Annotated in this window: 17 protein-coding genes; 9 read left to right on the top strand and 8 right to left on the bottom strand. The window is 53.0% G+C overall.

Annotated features, from left to right (window positions below; translation table 11 throughout):
• The first annotated feature begins 45 nt into the window (after positions 1-45).
• From ACMTNU_RS03210 to ACMTNU_RS03180, 7 genes are all read left to right on the top strand, one after another.
• Entirely contained in the window at positions 46-693 is a 648-nt protein-coding gene (locus ACMTNU_RS03210) for a YajG family lipoprotein (protein WP_413933748.1), read from the top strand.
• A 98-nt stretch (positions 694-791) separates the two neighbouring features.
• Complete coding sequence (locus ACMTNU_RS03205; RefSeq protein WP_413933747.1) at positions 792-1,853, top strand: hypothetical protein; 1,062 nt, start codon at positions 792-794, stop codon at positions 1,851-1,853.
• A gap of 336 nt (positions 1,854-2,189) precedes the next feature.
• A complete protein-coding gene (locus tag ACMTNU_RS03200) occupies positions 2,190-3,299 on the top strand; it encodes a DUF2914 domain-containing protein (protein WP_413933746.1) in 1,110 nt (369 codons plus the stop codon).
• A 9-nt stretch (positions 3,300-3,308) separates the two neighbouring features.
• Positions 3,309-3,716: an FKBP-type peptidyl-prolyl cis-trans isomerase gene (locus ACMTNU_RS03195; protein WP_413933745.1), complete on the top strand. Its 408-nt coding sequence runs from the start codon at positions 3,309-3,311 to the stop codon at positions 3,714-3,716.
• Positions 3,713-4,075 carry a DUF1499 domain-containing protein gene (locus ACMTNU_RS03190; RefSeq protein WP_413933744.1) on the top strand — a complete coding sequence of 121 codons (363 nt, stop codon included), beginning with the start codon at positions 3,713-3,715 and terminating at the stop codon, positions 4,073-4,075. The genes ACMTNU_RS03195 and ACMTNU_RS03190 overlap by 4 nt, the downstream gene beginning before the upstream one ends.
• A 1,053-nt stretch (positions 4,076-5,128) precedes the next feature.
• Positions 5,129-5,491: an S-adenosylmethionine decarboxylase gene (gene speD, locus ACMTNU_RS03185; protein ID WP_413933907.1), complete on the top strand. Its 363-nt coding sequence runs from the start codon at positions 5,129-5,131 to the stop codon at positions 5,489-5,491.
• A 93-nt stretch (positions 5,492-5,584) separates the two neighbouring features.
• A complete protein-coding gene (locus ACMTNU_RS03180; RefSeq protein ID WP_413933743.1) occupies positions 5,585-5,923 on the top strand; it encodes an SCP2 sterol-binding domain-containing protein in 339 nt (112 codons plus the stop codon).
• Between the two features lie 5 nt (positions 5,924-5,928).
• Here the strand turns inward: ACMTNU_RS03180 and ACMTNU_RS03175 are convergent, their stop codons facing one another.
• The 8 genes from ACMTNU_RS03175 to ACMTNU_RS03140 all read right to left on the bottom strand — a co-directional run bounded on the left by ACMTNU_RS03175 (position 5,929) and on the right by ACMTNU_RS03140 (position 14,060).
• Positions 5,929-9,114 (bottom strand): efflux RND transporter permease subunit, encoded by a 3,186-nt coding sequence (locus ACMTNU_RS03175; protein WP_413933742.1) that lies wholly within the window; start codon positions 9,112-9,114, stop codon positions 5,929-5,931.
• 104 nt (positions 9,115-9,218) lie between these two features.
• Positions 9,219-10,406, bottom strand: a complete 1,188-nt coding sequence (locus tag ACMTNU_RS03170) for an efflux RND transporter periplasmic adaptor subunit (RefSeq protein ID WP_413933741.1) — start codon at positions 10,404-10,406, stop codon at positions 9,219-9,221.
• A 27-nt stretch (positions 10,407-10,433) separates the two neighbouring features.
• Positions 10,434-10,769: a TetR/AcrR family transcriptional regulator C-terminal domain-containing protein gene (locus ACMTNU_RS03165; RefSeq protein ID WP_413933740.1), complete on the bottom strand. Its 336-nt coding sequence runs from the start codon at positions 10,767-10,769 to the stop codon at positions 10,434-10,436.
• Positions 10,694-11,062 carry a TetR/AcrR family transcriptional regulator gene (locus tag ACMTNU_RS03160; RefSeq protein WP_413933739.1) on the bottom strand — a complete coding sequence of 123 codons (369 nt, stop codon included), beginning with the start codon at positions 11,060-11,062 and terminating at the stop codon, positions 10,694-10,696. Before ACMTNU_RS03160 ends, ACMTNU_RS03165 begins: the two co-directional genes overlap by 76 nt.
• A 472-nt stretch (positions 11,063-11,534) precedes the next feature.
• Positions 11,535-11,819, bottom strand: coding sequence for a PilZ domain-containing protein (locus ACMTNU_RS03155; protein WP_413933906.1), 285 nt, complete (start codon positions 11,817-11,819; stop codon positions 11,535-11,537).
• Between the two features lie 514 nt (positions 11,820-12,333).
• Positions 12,334-12,723 (bottom strand): PilZ domain-containing protein, encoded by a 390-nt coding sequence (locus tag ACMTNU_RS03150; RefSeq protein WP_413933738.1) that lies wholly within the window; start codon positions 12,721-12,723, stop codon positions 12,334-12,336.
• A gap of 245 nt (positions 12,724-12,968) precedes the next feature.
• Complete coding sequence (locus ACMTNU_RS03145) at positions 12,969-13,502, bottom strand: hypothetical protein (protein ID WP_413933737.1); 534 nt, start codon at positions 13,500-13,502, stop codon at positions 12,969-12,971.
• A 3-nt stretch (positions 13,503-13,505) separates the two neighbouring features.
• Complete coding sequence (locus tag ACMTNU_RS03140) at positions 13,506-14,060, bottom strand: hypothetical protein (protein ID WP_413933736.1); 555 nt, start codon at positions 14,058-14,060, stop codon at positions 13,506-13,508.
• 135 nt (positions 14,061-14,195) lie between these two features.
• Between ACMTNU_RS03140 and ACMTNU_RS03135 the strand changes: the two genes are divergently transcribed.
• A complete protein-coding gene (locus ACMTNU_RS03135; RefSeq protein WP_413933735.1) occupies positions 14,196-14,693 on the top strand; it encodes a thiamine pyrophosphate-binding protein in 498 nt (165 codons plus the stop codon).
• A complete protein-coding gene (locus ACMTNU_RS03130) occupies positions 14,690-15,271 on the top strand; it encodes a thiamine pyrophosphate-dependent enzyme (RefSeq protein ID WP_413933734.1) in 582 nt (193 codons plus the stop codon). The genes ACMTNU_RS03135 and ACMTNU_RS03130 overlap by 4 nt, the downstream gene beginning before the upstream one ends.
• The last annotated feature ends 18 nt before the right edge of the window (positions 15,272-15,289 follow it).

Here is a 15,289-nt window from a genome sequence, read left to right as displayed (position 1 = left end):
AGACTGTGCCCACTACTATGTCCCAACTTTGACAGGGAGGCGCCTGTGAAGCCATCGTCGTTGCGAGTTCTGGGCTGTGCCATCATAGTGGCGGCTATGTTGGCCGGTTGTCGGGGAACTGGAGAGGTGCGGACTCTCGACTTACGTGAAAAGCTGCCAATGGTACAGGTGACCGACATCGAGCCAGTCAAGATCGTCATTGAACCCTTTGAAGATCGACGGACGGACAAGAGCCGTGTCGGGACACGCACGCATCTGTGGGGAGGCACGACGTATTTCAATGTGCCGGGCGATCGACTCGCTGAGATGCTCACGCAGCGGCTTGCGGACCGATTGAAAACACGAGGGTGGAACGATCGTGTCTGGAACGTACGTGTCGCTCCGGCCGGCGCGGTGCCTGATGCGGACATCGTCATCACCGGGCAGGTGCAAGATTTTTCAGCGAGTGCCAAGAGCCGGGTCTTTTCGACGGTGATTGAAACCAGCAGTCGCTTTCATGTGCAGGCACAAAATCAGTCGGATCACAGCACCACTATTCGCAGAGTAGAAGGGGCCCGTTCGCGGACCGTCTTTTGGTTCAACAATGACGATGTGCAGGAGCAACTCTCCGCCACCTTGCGGGATGGAATTGAGCGACTGCTGGGCGACACGATGATCGAGCGTAAGGCGTTGAGGTCGGTCCGGCAGAAATGAGCGGGTGGAACTTCCATCGAATCTGATGGAGGAGATGCGGTCGTCGGTGTGCGTATCGTGCTGCCTCTGACCTCGGGGCGCACTAAAGGAAATGATCCGTGCGAGAGCGGCGGTGGGAAACGACGACGCCATTGAGTTTTCAGCACGCGCTCGCAGTCGGGGAACGGCTGGCGGCTCTGGGATTGAAACCAGTCTCGCCGGCTCAGGATGTTATCTGTTACGTCGAGGAATGGACGGTTCCGTCTCTCGATGCCATCGATCAGCTTGATCCGTGGGCGACGGAAGATGTCACCCTGATCCATATGCGGGAGGGGTGGCGCGGGGATTTCTTTCTCCTGTCCGGTGCCTATCATACGGTTTACCAGCGTCATCAGGACATCGGGACTTATTGCTCCATCAGTCATCCTTGGCGCATTCGAGAACGCCTAAGATTTCACGAGCCGCGCGCGATGTGCTGGATTGGATTTCGCCATGCGCATTCGTTCATTCGAATCCGGCTCCAAACGAGCCACGTCATCACCCCAGGGGAAACGCGGGGTGATACGGACCGGATGCGATGGCTGGACGAGCGGCGAGCGGCATTTCTGGAAGCGATCACTCTCCTGGATCTTCCGATCGAAACCTCTGTAGAGAAGGAGGCGGTCGTTCTGCGGCCCGCTGACGTGTCTTTTCCGTTCTTCTGCTCATGGCCCGATGCCTTTGGGCCCTGCCAATTTGAGTATAATACGTCCGATGCGTTTGAATTTCTTGTCCCGTCCAGTAAGCTCGCAGAGACCTTTCATCCTGAGCCGGCCGGGGTTCGAGCCTATCTAACAGGGTTTTCCGAAGCGGCGTTGGCTGAGTTCCAAGCTATTGAGCCAAGCCCGCGGCTGATGTATCGATGCTCGGTCCACTGCCCGCTGGATGAACTTCCTGAGATATTAACTGCCATCAAGCCTGATGGGGTCCTCTACGCTACGCTCTGTGAGTTTCAAACACAGACGCTCTTACCTGATCGTGGCGATGCCTCCGCGATCATCGGTATTGTTGGGGGGCATGAACAGTTCAAGGTTGAAGTGCGTCTCAACCAAGCACCACTCCCAGAGGACGACATGGCACCCTGGTTGGAACGAGTGATCGGGCATCCCGTCGTGTATGCGCCGCTGCCTGCCTTTGTATGACGGAATACTCAAAAAAGCCTCCAATTGCGTGTTCGCATCGATTCATGCGCGTGAAACATATCTCGCCCTTCGATAAAACTCAGGGCCGTGAGTATGTCGAACGGTGAAGCGTCGTTCGCTTGCGAAATACGAGATACGACCAACAAGGCACGAGAGTGCGGCCTTGGTCGGTGAAAGTCACGTCTCGGACTTCGGCGAGCTCAGTCGAGCCGCGCGCTGGGGTTGGGTGGGTGAGATGGATGACCATGTTGAGCATCCGTCTCTGGCATGGTGTAGGCTGCCGTACGATTCAGTAGTTGTATCGAACAATCGAACGAAATTTCGCACAGTACCGGCATGAGTCCTCTGACCAAAGTTCAGTCTCTTCTCACAAAACCGTTCATGCCGGCTGTGTTCTTCCTCTCCGGCGTGACGTACGATACGCTGACGCTCACGCGGATAGACCGGCTTCAAGATAACTTAATCCTCCTGCTGTATCTTGCCATGCTTGGAGCTTTGATTGTGTTGACAGGTCGGGTCGGAATAGAGTCTCCGCCGGATCCTGAACAGCGTGCGGCATCCTCTCCCTTCATGCGCTGGGTGTTGGAGAGCCGTCCGTACTATCCCATGGCCAGCCAGTTTCTGTTAGGCAGCCTCTTCAGTGCCTACACGATTTTCTACTCACGCAGCGCCACCTTCTCCGGCACCGCAGTGTTCTTTACCCTCCTGATCATGCTCTTAGTGGCCAATGAGTTCTTGCGTGACCGGCTTTCGAATCTTCGATTGCTTGTCAGTCTCTACGCGGTGGTCTGCTTTGCGTTCTTCACGTTTTTCTTGCCCGTGATTACCGGCTACATGAATGTGGCAATTTTTGTGGTCGGGGCGATGCTGAGTGTCGCGGTGATTTTACGCGTGGCTCAGTTGATCTATCGAAACAATCCAGATCGATCGCGGGAGGAAGGTATCGGCGTGGCCGTTCCTGCTGCGGCGCTGATCGGAGTGCTTGTCGGGTTTTATTTTTTGAATTGGATTCCCCCCGTGCCGCTCTCGCTGAAGTTCGGTGGGATCTATCACGATGTCAAGCGACCCGGAGACCAATTCGAATTAGCCTTTGAAAGACAGTGGTATGAGTTTTGGAAACGATCGGATACCACGTTTCCTTCGAACACGCCGATCTATTGCTTCACCGCCGTGTTCGCCCCGGTCGACCTCAATACCACGATTTATCATCACTGGTACTATCGGGCTCATGGCAGCCGGCCTTTTTCCCATGCAGATAAGATTCCACTCAAGATATCAGGGGGGCGCGAGGGAGGCTATCGAGCCTATAGCTTCAAGCAACGTCTTGATCCAGGCGATTGGCGGGTGGATGTCGAAGCGGGAGACGGTCGCATCCTTGGGCGGGTGTCGGTCTCGGTGGTGGATCAGGGGGAGACCCAACCAACGCTGGCGACCATTTCCTACTGAGGCTGTATCATGGAACGACTCAGTGGGCTGCGGCTACTTGAAGAGCGAGAAGGGGAGGGGCGAGAAGCTCAGCGAGGTGACTACGTTATCTATAACTCCCGAATCTTTCTGAACAAAGGCGAAGAGGTGAGGATTCAGGAGGAGCAGATCAGGTCTCTGCCCAAGGACGTGTTTCGAGTCGTCGACGATACCGTCCTCCTTGACCACACAACTCGGCTTGGTAGCCGTCAGACGATTGCTGGCGTAGAACACGCGCTGCTAGGCATGAAAGTCGGCGGGTATCGGAGGGTTCGCATCAGCCCACATCTGGCTTATCGTGACAAAGGCGTCCCGGGGTTTATTCCGGCCGATGCGGTACTGGTGGTCGAAGTCTGGTTGCGTGCCATAGTGGGAGAGGGTAAAGTGACGCTTCCATGAGCGAACGAACCTTGTCAGCATGTCCATCCAGTCCCAATTGTGTCTCGACTCAGGCGACTGATGAGACGCATGCCATTGCGCCGTTTCGGTACAAGAAATCTCGGGTCGAAGCAAAGGAGGCTTTGAAGGCGGTCATAGCGAGTTTGCCCCGTGCCACACTCATTGAAGAAGATGAGGCCTACCTCCATTATGAGTTCACCAGTCTCCTGCTTCGGTTTGTCGATGATATCGAGTTTATTCTCGATGAGATGACCAAGACCATTCAGTTTCGCTCAGCATCCCGGACCGGGTATAGCGATCTCGGAGTCAACCGTCGGCGTATGGAGCAAGTGCGTACATTGGTATCGGGAAAACTTTAACCGGGATTGTTTCCGAACGCTTCTACTGACCTGGCCGACTCGTTTTTCGTATCCTCGACATACTCCGTCAAGTATGCTCTGGTTTCCCCTGTCGCCATAACCTCACCCTTCGACTCTGCTCGGGGCCCTGAGCCAGTTGAAGGGCCACGAATTGGTATGGGTAATGCTGACTAGCGTTTCAGGAACGTTTTAGACTGCTGTTACCTTCTTGCAATGGTGATGGAACCAGGAGACATGGCGATGGGATTTAAGCGCAAGTCTTCACGTGTCGAGGTTGGTCGGAAGGGGCGATTGCAACGCGGGGGGGCTATGGAACCGTGTATGGCTTGTCGAACGGTTGCATAATCGTTTCCGTGCCGACCTGGGCAGAAGAGGTCTTCCGATAGCCCCGTCCATTTGCATCGCGCTGAATAGCTCTCTGTTCGTTGAGTAAGGGGGCCGTCCGGTTCTAATCGGAGTTAGACCGGAATCAAGCTTCGAGCGGCTTCGGACTGTCGGGACTGGGGTACGCGTGAGATATTGTCACCAGGGAGGCGATGTACGCTGGGGGCTCACGGGTGTATGGAGGTGCCGATTCCGTCTAGGCAGAGCCTGCGAACTTCAATGCCATGAAATGAAAATGGCAAATAAAGTCATATGGTTATGACTGTGATGTCAGACGGCGAGTGTGCTGGAAAATGCACTTTGGGCAGGTGTAATGAATAAACTGTTTTCCCCCGACCAGCCGTTTGGTCATGATCACTTTGCACCAGGTGCAGAGACGATCAGGCAACTCAATTCGAGGTACGTCTGAAGTAGAGACCATAGTGCCTATTCTTCCTGAGCGTTGAGACCTTGTCAACTAATCGATGATGGTCTTCCTGCCGGAGCCAAAATATTCTTTATCATCCCATACGATCGGAAAAAAACATGGTATAGTTCACGCATGACAGCTTCTGTCACTTCAACCTTCTTACAGAAAGGGAACCCCCCTCTATGAGTACCTCGGCTAGTTCCGAGTCCACGATCTTACCATCCACTGCCCCTGAGGCTGCTGCCCGTCCTATCCAGGATATGGTGGGAAGCGGCAAAGCCTGGGGACTCTGCACCGCTGTTGACCTCCACGATTGCAATCCTGAGCTAATTCGAGATGCTGAATATATCAAGCGCTATGTCGTCGAGCTCTGCGAACTTATCGACATGAAACGTTTTGGCGAATGTCAGGTCGTCGATTTTGGCGATGGGCCTGTAGCAGGCTATTCGATGGTGCAGCTGATTTCCACGTCTTTGATCAGCGGCCATTTTGCCAACGCCACCAACCATGCCTACCTCGACATTTTCAGCTGCAAGGGGTATGATCCGGCAGTTGTCGAATCGTTTTCAAAAGAGTTTTTCGGTGCTCGTCGTAGCGTTGCGACGGCCACGCTTCGTTACTAGACTTTCATCCGCGTTGAGATCTTGTCGGGGGCGCACAGTTGGCGCCCCCGACGTGTTTTATAAACTCTCTTATCCTGAGCATGATGCCCAACTATGAAAGTGACGACTATCCAAGATGTGCTCCGTTCTTTGCCGGCCAAGTTTGACAAGGAGGCGGCAGAAAATCTCGATGCGGTCTATCAGTTCGATCTCCAGGGGGATCAAGGTGGGCAGTATCATTTGGTGGTACAGAATGGGACCTGTCTGATGAAAGACGGGGCTCATGCTGATCCACACGTGACATTGTCGATGACTGGTGAAGACTGCATCAAGGTGTTGAACGGACAAGTGAGCGGGATGATGATGGCCATGTCAGGACGGTTACAGGTTACCGGAGATATTGGACTGGCCATGCAGCTGAAGTCTTTGTTTCCCAACATCACCAAGAGTTAAGGCCGCTATTCTGTCGTTGCAACCGCACTTGGGATTGCTTGTGTGGAATGGTGCCGCTCTTTTTCCAGGTCTCTCGGTACCCATTCTTCTAAAATCATATACAACGTCGGGATGAGAAACACGGTGAGGAGGGTGGAGACACTCAGGCCTCCAACCACGGCTCGTGCGAGAGGCGCGTTCGTTTCCCCGCCGGTGCCTAGCCCGATCGCCATGGGCAGGAGTCCAAAGATCGTTGCGAGTGAGGTCATGAGAATCGGCCGCAACCTCGTACGTGCGGCGGTCACCACGGCGTTCTGAAGAAGAGTGCCTCGGCGCCGCAAGACGTTGGTGTAATCCACCAGTAACACCCCGTTCGAGACAACAATCCCAAACATCATGATGATGCCCATCAGCGATGCGGTCGAAAGCGTCGTGTCGGTGAGGAACAAGATCAAGATGACACCAGGGAGACCCATCGGCACTGCAAACATGATGATGAACGGATCGATGAGTGATTTAAACTGAGCGGCCATCACCATATAGACCAGCAGGAGTGACAGTACGATAGCGAACTGCATTCCCTGAAAGGTTTCACGTTGTTGTTGAATTTGTCCGGCCAGTTTGATGCTGAATCCTGCCGGTAGCTGCAGTTCAGAAAAGGCTGACTCCAGATCGGTTGCAATCTCGCCGAGTGTGCGCGTAGTGGGATTGGCCGTCAGGTGAATCACACGCTGGAAATATTTACGATCGATCTTGACCGGGCCCGCGTTCAGTTTGAGCGACGCCACATTTTTCAGCAACACAGGCTCACCGGTCTTGGTCGTGAGGAGAATGTGTTCCAGATCGGTGAGAGAGGATCGATGCTCCTCGGCTAACCAAGCATTAATGAAGTACTCGTTACCGTTGTGCGGGTCTGTGTAAATGATGGGGTCGGTTTGGCCATTCCCATTTAAAGAAAAGAGGACGGTACTGGCGACATCCGCTTCACTGATACCGAGCAGTGCGGCTTTCTCTCGATCGACCGTGACGTTGATTTCCGGGTAGTTTTCTTCACGACTCGGTTCGATGTCGGCCAGGCCGGGAGTCTGCTCCATGATCTCCTTCACTTGCGCGATAACCTCTCTGGCTTTGTCAAAGTCATACCCATAGATTTCCACATCGACGGCCTTTTGAGATCCGAAGCTGGTGACACGTTTGACGATCCCTCCAGGGTCGAAATACATCGAGACACCGGGAAACAGCTTCACGATCTTCGGACGGACATCGTTCATGATATCGACTTGGCTCCTGGTCCGTTTTTCTGGTGAAACCAAATACACTTGAATCGATGAGGTATGAGGTCCGGTGTTGGGATTAAACAGAGAGGCACGGCCTTGGGATAAAATGCCGGTACTGGAGACGATGGTTTCCAGTTCATTCGAAGGGATGACCGTACGAAGGACACGCTCTACTTCAGTGACTTGTTGTTCGGTCCTTTCGACTCGTTGGCCGACCGGGGCCCGTAGGACGAGGCGAAACTGACTCTCATCGGACACAGGTAGGAATTCTGTTCCAATCCGAGGGATCAATGTGAGTGAGCCGATAAAGATGAGCAGAACCGTCAAGATAAAGAGGCGGCGATGTCCAAGTACCCACCGCAAGGAGTCTTCGTAACCTCTGTCGAGCGAGTCATAGCGGTGACGGCTCCATTCCATGAGGGTGGCTAGCCAATGTGGCATTGCCCGATGGGCCTCTTGTTCTGGTCTGAGGAATTTGTAGCAGAGAGCAGGGGTGACTGTTCGAGAGACCAAGAAGGATGTAAAGAGCGCGATCGCGATGGTGACCGTCAAGGGAATCAACAACAGACGCGCGATACCAACAACGAAAAACATGGGCAGAAAGACCACCACCGTTGTCACCGTCGATGCCAAAATCGGCATGGCCACTTCTCGGGCGGCAGTGAGAATACTGTCCCAACGGCTGGGGTTGGTATTGAGGTGCCGTTGGATGTTTTCCAGTTCCACTATGGAGTCATCAACGAGTCGACCAATGCCGAGAGCAAGTCCTCCGAGCGTGAAGACGTTCAACGTTTGTCCTGTGAAATAGAGCACGATAAAGGTGACGAGCATGGAGAGCGGAATGGCGACGGAGACGATCACGGTGCTCGTCAGGTTGCGCAGAAAGATGAAGATCACTGCTGCGGCCAGCAACGAGCCGTGAAGGGCCTGTTCAACGAGATTGCGGATGGACTGGCGTATATAGAGAGACTGGTCAAATGAGATGCTGAGATTTACTCCCTCGGGAACTCCAAGTATTTTGGGTAAGGCTGCACGGAGGGCATCCACAACTTCGACCGTATTGGCGATCGGCTGTTTGTTCACACGAAGGAACACGGATCTGGCTCCGTCTGCATGCACGATATTGGTTTGAATGTCAGACGAATCGGTCACGGTTCCCACATCGCGTACCCGGACTGGGTTACCTTGCGGATTCACCTTGATGATGACGTCCTGGATGGGCTCCACGGTGCGGAATTGATTGTTGGTGAAGACGTTGTAGTCGAGATTGCCGGATTTGACATCACCGGAAGGGAGAATGACGTTTGAGGCTTTGACGGACTTCACGACATCGAGAATCGAAAGCCCGCGGGCACTGAGCAACGCGGGGTCGAGATTGATATTGATTTGGCGGATTCTTCCGCCTTCGACCGTGGCTGCCGCGACGTTCGCGATTTGTTCGATTTGGGGGGCGATGGTGTTGTACGCCAGATCATAGAGGGCTCGTTCGTCCAGTTCGTCACTCGCGACCGACACGATGGAGACGGGGATATTGGATACGTCAAATTTGACGATAAAGGGTTGCAGGATGCCTGGTGGGAGACTATTCAAAATCTGAGTAATGCGCTGCATCACCTCCATCTGCCCCACGTTGATATCGGCTCCCCAGTTGAACCAGATCTGCACAGCCCCGAGGCCCTGCTTGCTGAATGATTCGACATGTTCAACATTGGAGGCAGAGCTCACCGCTTTCTCAATCGGGTACACGACGCTTTGCTCGATATCGAGTGGAGGTGCCCCTTTATAGATGACGCCGACAAAAGCAACAGGGACCTGGATTTGAGGGAAGAGATCCACCGGCAAGCGTTGGAGAGCCGTGAGCCCCAGCACGACCATCGCGAGCGAGAGCATGAGGATCCCGATGCGATTGCGCAACGCGAGAAGGGTCAGCCACATATAGGTCGGTGAAAGGTGAAAGGTGAAAAGTGAAAGGGGAAACCCTTCGTGAGAGAGTCGTCAGGGGGCCGGCGAAATCTTGTTGTTCCTTTGCATCTCATGTCTTACGTCTCACGTTCCCCAGTAGTGAGGGGTTGGGTTTGCACCGCTCTTCCATCGTGGACTAAGTCTTTACCGGATACGATCACCGCTTCATCCCCCATTAATCCTTTAAGAATTTCAATGCGGTTGCCGCTGCGAGGTCCGACCTCAACTTCTATACGTCGGGCTCTACCGTCTCGAACGACATAGACGTACTGGGTGCCTTCCAGTCGGCTGACAGCATCGATCGGGACTTGTAAAGCCTGGCGGTGGGTTCCCACCAGGACCTCAACTCGAGCAAACATGCCTCCTTTGAGTCGTTGGTCACTATTTGGTAAGTCGATCTCGACGGTCATGGTACGGGTTGCGCGATTCAAGGCTTGGACGATGCGTGTCACAGTTCCTTTGAATACATGGTCGGGGTAAGCCTCCGCGCGAAGCTCAGCTGGTTGTCCCACCTGTACGAGAGGGATATCCCGTTCAACGACCTCAATCAATACGCGGACAGTATTGATGTCATGTAGGCTCATGATACCCCGCGACATTGTGGACGTGCTCGCGGTTGCGCTGCTCACATACGCTCCGGTATCAAGGTTCCGTTCCGCAACATAGCCCGCAAACGGTGCTCGGATATACGAGTAGGTCAAGTTCCTTTCCGACTGAGCCAGTGCCACTTTCATTTGATTGACTTGGGCTTGGAACGAATTCTGTGCGGCGGTGGCGGCATCGAGGTTGACCTGAGCATTATCCAAATCCTGCTGAGACACGAATTGGTCTTTGATGAGCGCCTGCATACGATCAAATGTCAGTTTGGCGTTACGAAGGACGGCATCCTGTTGTGCGACTTTTGCCTGAGCGGCCGAAAGATTGGCTTTGGCTTGATTCACAGCATGGTGATAGTCCGTATGGTCAATTTCAACCAGTAACTGGTTGAACTTCACGAAATCACCTTTATCCACATGGAGCTTGGCGATATACCCGTCAACCCGGGAGAAAATATTGACGACCTGATAGGGTGAGATATCAGCCGTATAGGCTAAGCGAATGTTGAGGTCTGCTCGAATCGGTGGTGCAATCCCTACCGTGACCACACGCGTTCGCACCGTGTCAGTTTTGGCACCAGTAGTGAGGCGTAAGACCACCAGACCAATGACCGCCAAAACAACGATCAAGCCTAGAGCGATCAACGGATGGCGAGAGAGTTGGTGCATATCAGGATTGAATCACGGCGGATTGAGTCATTGCGGAATGAGTCCGTTGAGGAACAGGGAGACATACTCCTCCACGGCAGTCTCATGACTCAGATGCATGGGTAAACCCAGAATGTCATGGAGCAATCGATGATGGACAATGATGCCGAAAAAAGCTCTCGCCGCCAGTACCGGATCCACTAAGCGGTAGGCACCCTCATCGATGCGTTGTCGGATATAGCCGGAAAGGCGATCATGAAATATTCGATACTGTTGCTGAAAAAACATATCCGACATCGCATGGCTTTCTAACGCACTGGACAGGAGTAGACGAAACAATATTGGGTCTGCTCCCTTTCTGATTCGATAGTTGGCAAGCAACATGAAGAGTCGCTTATCTTCTCGTTTCGCTGCGGCCTCTTCCAGCGATTCCTGTAGTCCACAGAGTAATGGGTCTTCTCAGATAGAAGGACCGAGTACAGAGCGTGCTTGGTAGGGAAGTGTTTGAAAAGCAGTGTCTCGCTGACACCTGCTGCCAGCGTGATTGGTTTTGTTGTGGTCCCTCTAAAACCTATTGCCGCAAAAAGCGATACGGCTGCACTGATCAGGCTTGCCTGCCGTTGATGAATCGAGGTCCTGCCTAGCTGCTGGCGAGCCGGTCTGACAACGTTGTTCATGGCAGATGAGTAAGCACTTATCACGGTAGCACGTCGTTTGATTGAAAGACAAGATTGCATCAGAGCTTGGCCTTGCTGGTATGTGATGAGCAACGATGTCGATGAGATCGAGGACCTCGCGATATGAAGTCAGCTCTAGTTTGTGAGAGACGCGAAACGATAACACCGCATTAGCAATGTTCGGGATACACGAAACCATGGATCTGGATCGTTCATGGGGGGATGTGACCAAGTTCCAAGGTGCAACGTGAAGACGACAGGATGAGCCTCTTCGGACGCGGGAGGACAACAGGCGACAATCTGTTGAAGAAAAGGCTTTGATCGAGGGGTGCTGTTCCTCGAGGCTATGGGTGCCTGTGCACTACGAAGGCTCTGTGAAATTGGTAGAGAGGGGATCGCCCTGTGATAACCATCCCGTTCCCGGGATGGTTATCACGAAGGGGCTGCAGGCCATTTAAAGGTAAGAGATCAACTACGCCTGGCCGACTGTCTGAGTGTGAAGAAATGACCGCAGTGTCTCTCTATCAGAGAGGCTGAGGTCATTGAATACGACGCCAAATAGTGAACCGACACTCCAGACGACCGTCGATTCTAGGATGAATAAGGGCTCATCCCCGTCTGAAAGATATAAGAACAATGTCAGCTCCATGCCCACCGGGACAGGAATATCGCCACGAAGACATAATCCACTTTCGGAGAGATTCACAATGGTCCCATCCCCAATCAGAACATCCTCACCAGATACTCCCGAGTACATGAGCCCCAAAGAGACATTCTTTCTTAATAGGCTCCGGCGTTCGATTGAACGATAGGATTGATGTGGTTCAATTTTGGATGTTTCCCGTGCCTGCCTCATGGATGTCCCTCCCGATTGTTTTATTAACCTGAGTACACAAAATGCGATGTTTCATGCCAGGCTTCTCCTTGATCCTCGCCCTCCTAATCTCCTGAAACTGCGATCCACGTTTCCTTAAAATCAACCTCCTGGCTCCCCGCTGTAGTTTGTTGATAAGCACCTTGTCCTCTGGATGTCGCCTGTGTGAAGGCTAGCGCGCCATGACGCTTTTGCCCTCCCTCTTATGCGGGGGGAATGCCCCATCTAGAGGTTGGGGCATCAGAGAGATGAGAAGTCGCGAGGTGCCGGTTACAGGATTAGATGAGGTTGAAACGACCTTGCTGAGCTGAGGACCGAATGAAAAAAAACAGATCAGAGCGCAAGATAGAAGAAATACGATACAAAGAAAATAGGTGATTGCAGCAATTGAGAGAGGCTAGACAAGCCGGAATCGCGTCCGATGGTCGCTCACAGTATGGTGGGAAATACTTTTCCAAATGAAGTTTTGAATCCGTTTTCGATGGTCGCGGCTCAGATCCAGAAATCTAACTGAAAATTGGTTGCCAGATACCCAAACGACCAGCGCTGATTCTAAAGATAACTGAGGCAATCCGTCTGGAAGAGCGATGGTAAGCGTCAGGAGTGTTCCCCGAGTGACATGCTGGTCACTAATGACGTGGCATCCGGAAACCGAGATGTTTTTTGTGAGCCCCTCTCCTTGATGGGGTTGAGTCGGGACTTCACCGGTATAGTGTACGCGACAGGTAATGGCGACACGTTCGGCACATCGTTTGTCGAGCGGGCTGTACTGCTTTCGGCCAATCATGATTGACTTGACGATCATAACGTCAGTGGGATTGTTTGCAAAATGAATTCAAGAATAGTGGAGCTTCTCGACATGCGACTCGCTGGAGTTGCGGTTAAGAAATAGCCCGGGGGAAGCTGGTGGATGGATATCAAGATTGGCAGGAAAGCCTGAACGATCGAGACGGAAAGATTCACATCCGGCGTGAACTGATACGGCTGGAACATAGCGAGGACCTTCCGAGAATTCCCTACGGTGAGAAATGATCAAAAAGCCGTGGTTGAGGTCTCATCAGTCAATTTTTCAGGTAAGGTTCGACTTTCAAAAAATACGATCCCGCGTTCAAGCCCGCTTTCAAAGCGCAACGTAATCTCTGTGTACATTCCTTGCCAGGCGTAGACCTTGGTCGAACCAGCAGCAATTTGGCCTGGTGTACGATCAAGGGGACCATACTTCGATTCCAAATAGCTCAGGATCTTAGCGTGGCTCGTTTGACCGGTATACCGCGCAGTTACACGACCTAATTTTTTCTCAAACGTGGTAAAGCGCAGGGAGTCCACGGGGGCTCCTCCGAGCATGGGAATTTGTCCGCTCAACTCGTAGGCCTGCATGCGACCTGCATCGTCGATTTTTGTGAACGCCTTCATTTCTTCAAGAATCGATCCCCACGGAATCGTCTCAAACCCATTGGGATCATGTGCGATAGGGACCGCAGATGAGAACTGGCTCGACCCTAGAAAGGCCAGAGGTGCCAATACTGATACGAGGAAGGCCAATCGTCCTAAAGAGTGCCTCGCCATAACCTACTCTGCAGAGTCAGTGATGTAGTCATTGAACCGCGGGGCAAGGGTTCGACTATCAAAGAAAATATAACCTCGCTCTGTTCCGGCTTGATAGGTCAGGTTGATCTCCGTATCGGATCCACGCCAGTTATATTGCTGTGTCAGGCCTCGTGTCATTTGCCCTGGTATGCGATCCAATCGACCGAAACGAGTTTCTAGGTACGCGAGTACTTCTTTATGGACGTTACTGCCCTGGTAGCGGATCGTCACTCGTGCGAACTGATTATCGACTGAGAGGTAGAGAATGCTGGTCATCTGAGTGTCGGCAAACGAGAGCGAATCTGTCTTGGGTAAATATTCAATGACGTGGGTGCTGGAGCGAAATGGCTCCACATCCTGGCGCGAGGACAAGATTGTCCCCCAGAGAATATCTCGAAAGCCCTTCGGATCGTCCGTCATGGATACCGCCCATGCCGAGTCCATGCCGAGTATCAAGAGGAGTAGCAGCGCAGCAATCCTGGGATGATATGTCAGATGAGGGATGCGAGTCACTGTTCGTAGTTGAGTCGGGTCCATCGCGAATTTCCTCACGCTACCATGTGCCTGGTATGAACACAACCACACAATCTTTCTTGAGAATCCGCCGAGGGCTATCTTATAATGCGCCGGTTTCAGCCTGTATCTATCGAGCAAGTGTGCGGGACACCTCTTGTGATTGACAGCGACGTATTTGTACAGAGCATGCAGGATGTGGGGGTGAATTTTTTCACCGGGGTTCCGGATTCCATCCTTGGTGGAATTATTGCGGAACTCATGATTCGAGGGGTCTATATCCCGGCTGTCCGGGAGGATGAAGCGGTCGGCATAGCGGCAGGCGCATACATGGCAGGGAGGGTCCCAGCTGTTTTGATGCAGAATTCCGGACTCGGGACTTGCTTGAATACCCTCATTTCACTCAATCTAATCTATCGCCAACCCTGTCTGTTGCTCGTGTCCTGGCGGGGCCAAGATAGAAACGATGCGCCCGAACATCGGGTGATGGGCGAGGCCATGCTGCAACTGCTCGACACGGTGAGGATCCCTCATCGGACATTGACCGAAAAAACGGTCGTCGAAGATGTTCGATGGGTTATCGATACCTCGACAAAGATGCAGATTCCCGTCGTGCTTCTCCTCGCGAAGGGTGTGGTGAGGGGACTGCATCCATGAGACCGGAAGAAGGCACGCTCATCAGCCGGGCCCAGGCGATTGTGACGTTGTTGGAGTTGTTAGCTGATCAACCCGTCGTGATCTGTAATGGGTTTCCTTCTCGTGAGGTACACAAGATTGCCGATCGCCCCACACACTTCTATATGGTCGGATCTATGGGGAATGCCGCTGCGATTGCACTCGGCGTCGCCTTGGTAAAGCCGAACAAGCAGGTGGTGACGTTCGATGGGGACGGGAATGTGCTTATGGGAATGGGCACGCTTGCGACGGTCGGTGCGTTGCGACCAAAGAATTTTATCCACGTCGTGTTCGATAACGAAGTGTATGGGACGACGGGGAATCAGCCTACGATTTCCAACGTGGTGCCTTTGGACAAGGTGGCCAAATCAGCCGGCTACGTCAATGTGGAACGGGTGCTTGATCGTGCCGATCTGGTCTACGAATTCAAGGACATGCTGAAGAAGGATGGTCCGAGTTTCTTGCTCATCAAGGTGAATGAGTTTGTAGAAGATGCAGGGCGTGTGATGCACGAACCTTCCGTCATTACCCGGCGGTTCATGAAAGCGATTGAGGGATAGCTGAGAGGAAGTCCACCG

It is taken from the genome of Nitrospira sp. BLG_1 (assembly GCF_047338595.1).
GTDB lineage: Bacteria > Nitrospirota > Nitrospiria > Nitrospirales > Nitrospiraceae > Nitrospira_D.
This window is presented reverse-complemented; position numbering and strand designations above follow the sequence as displayed.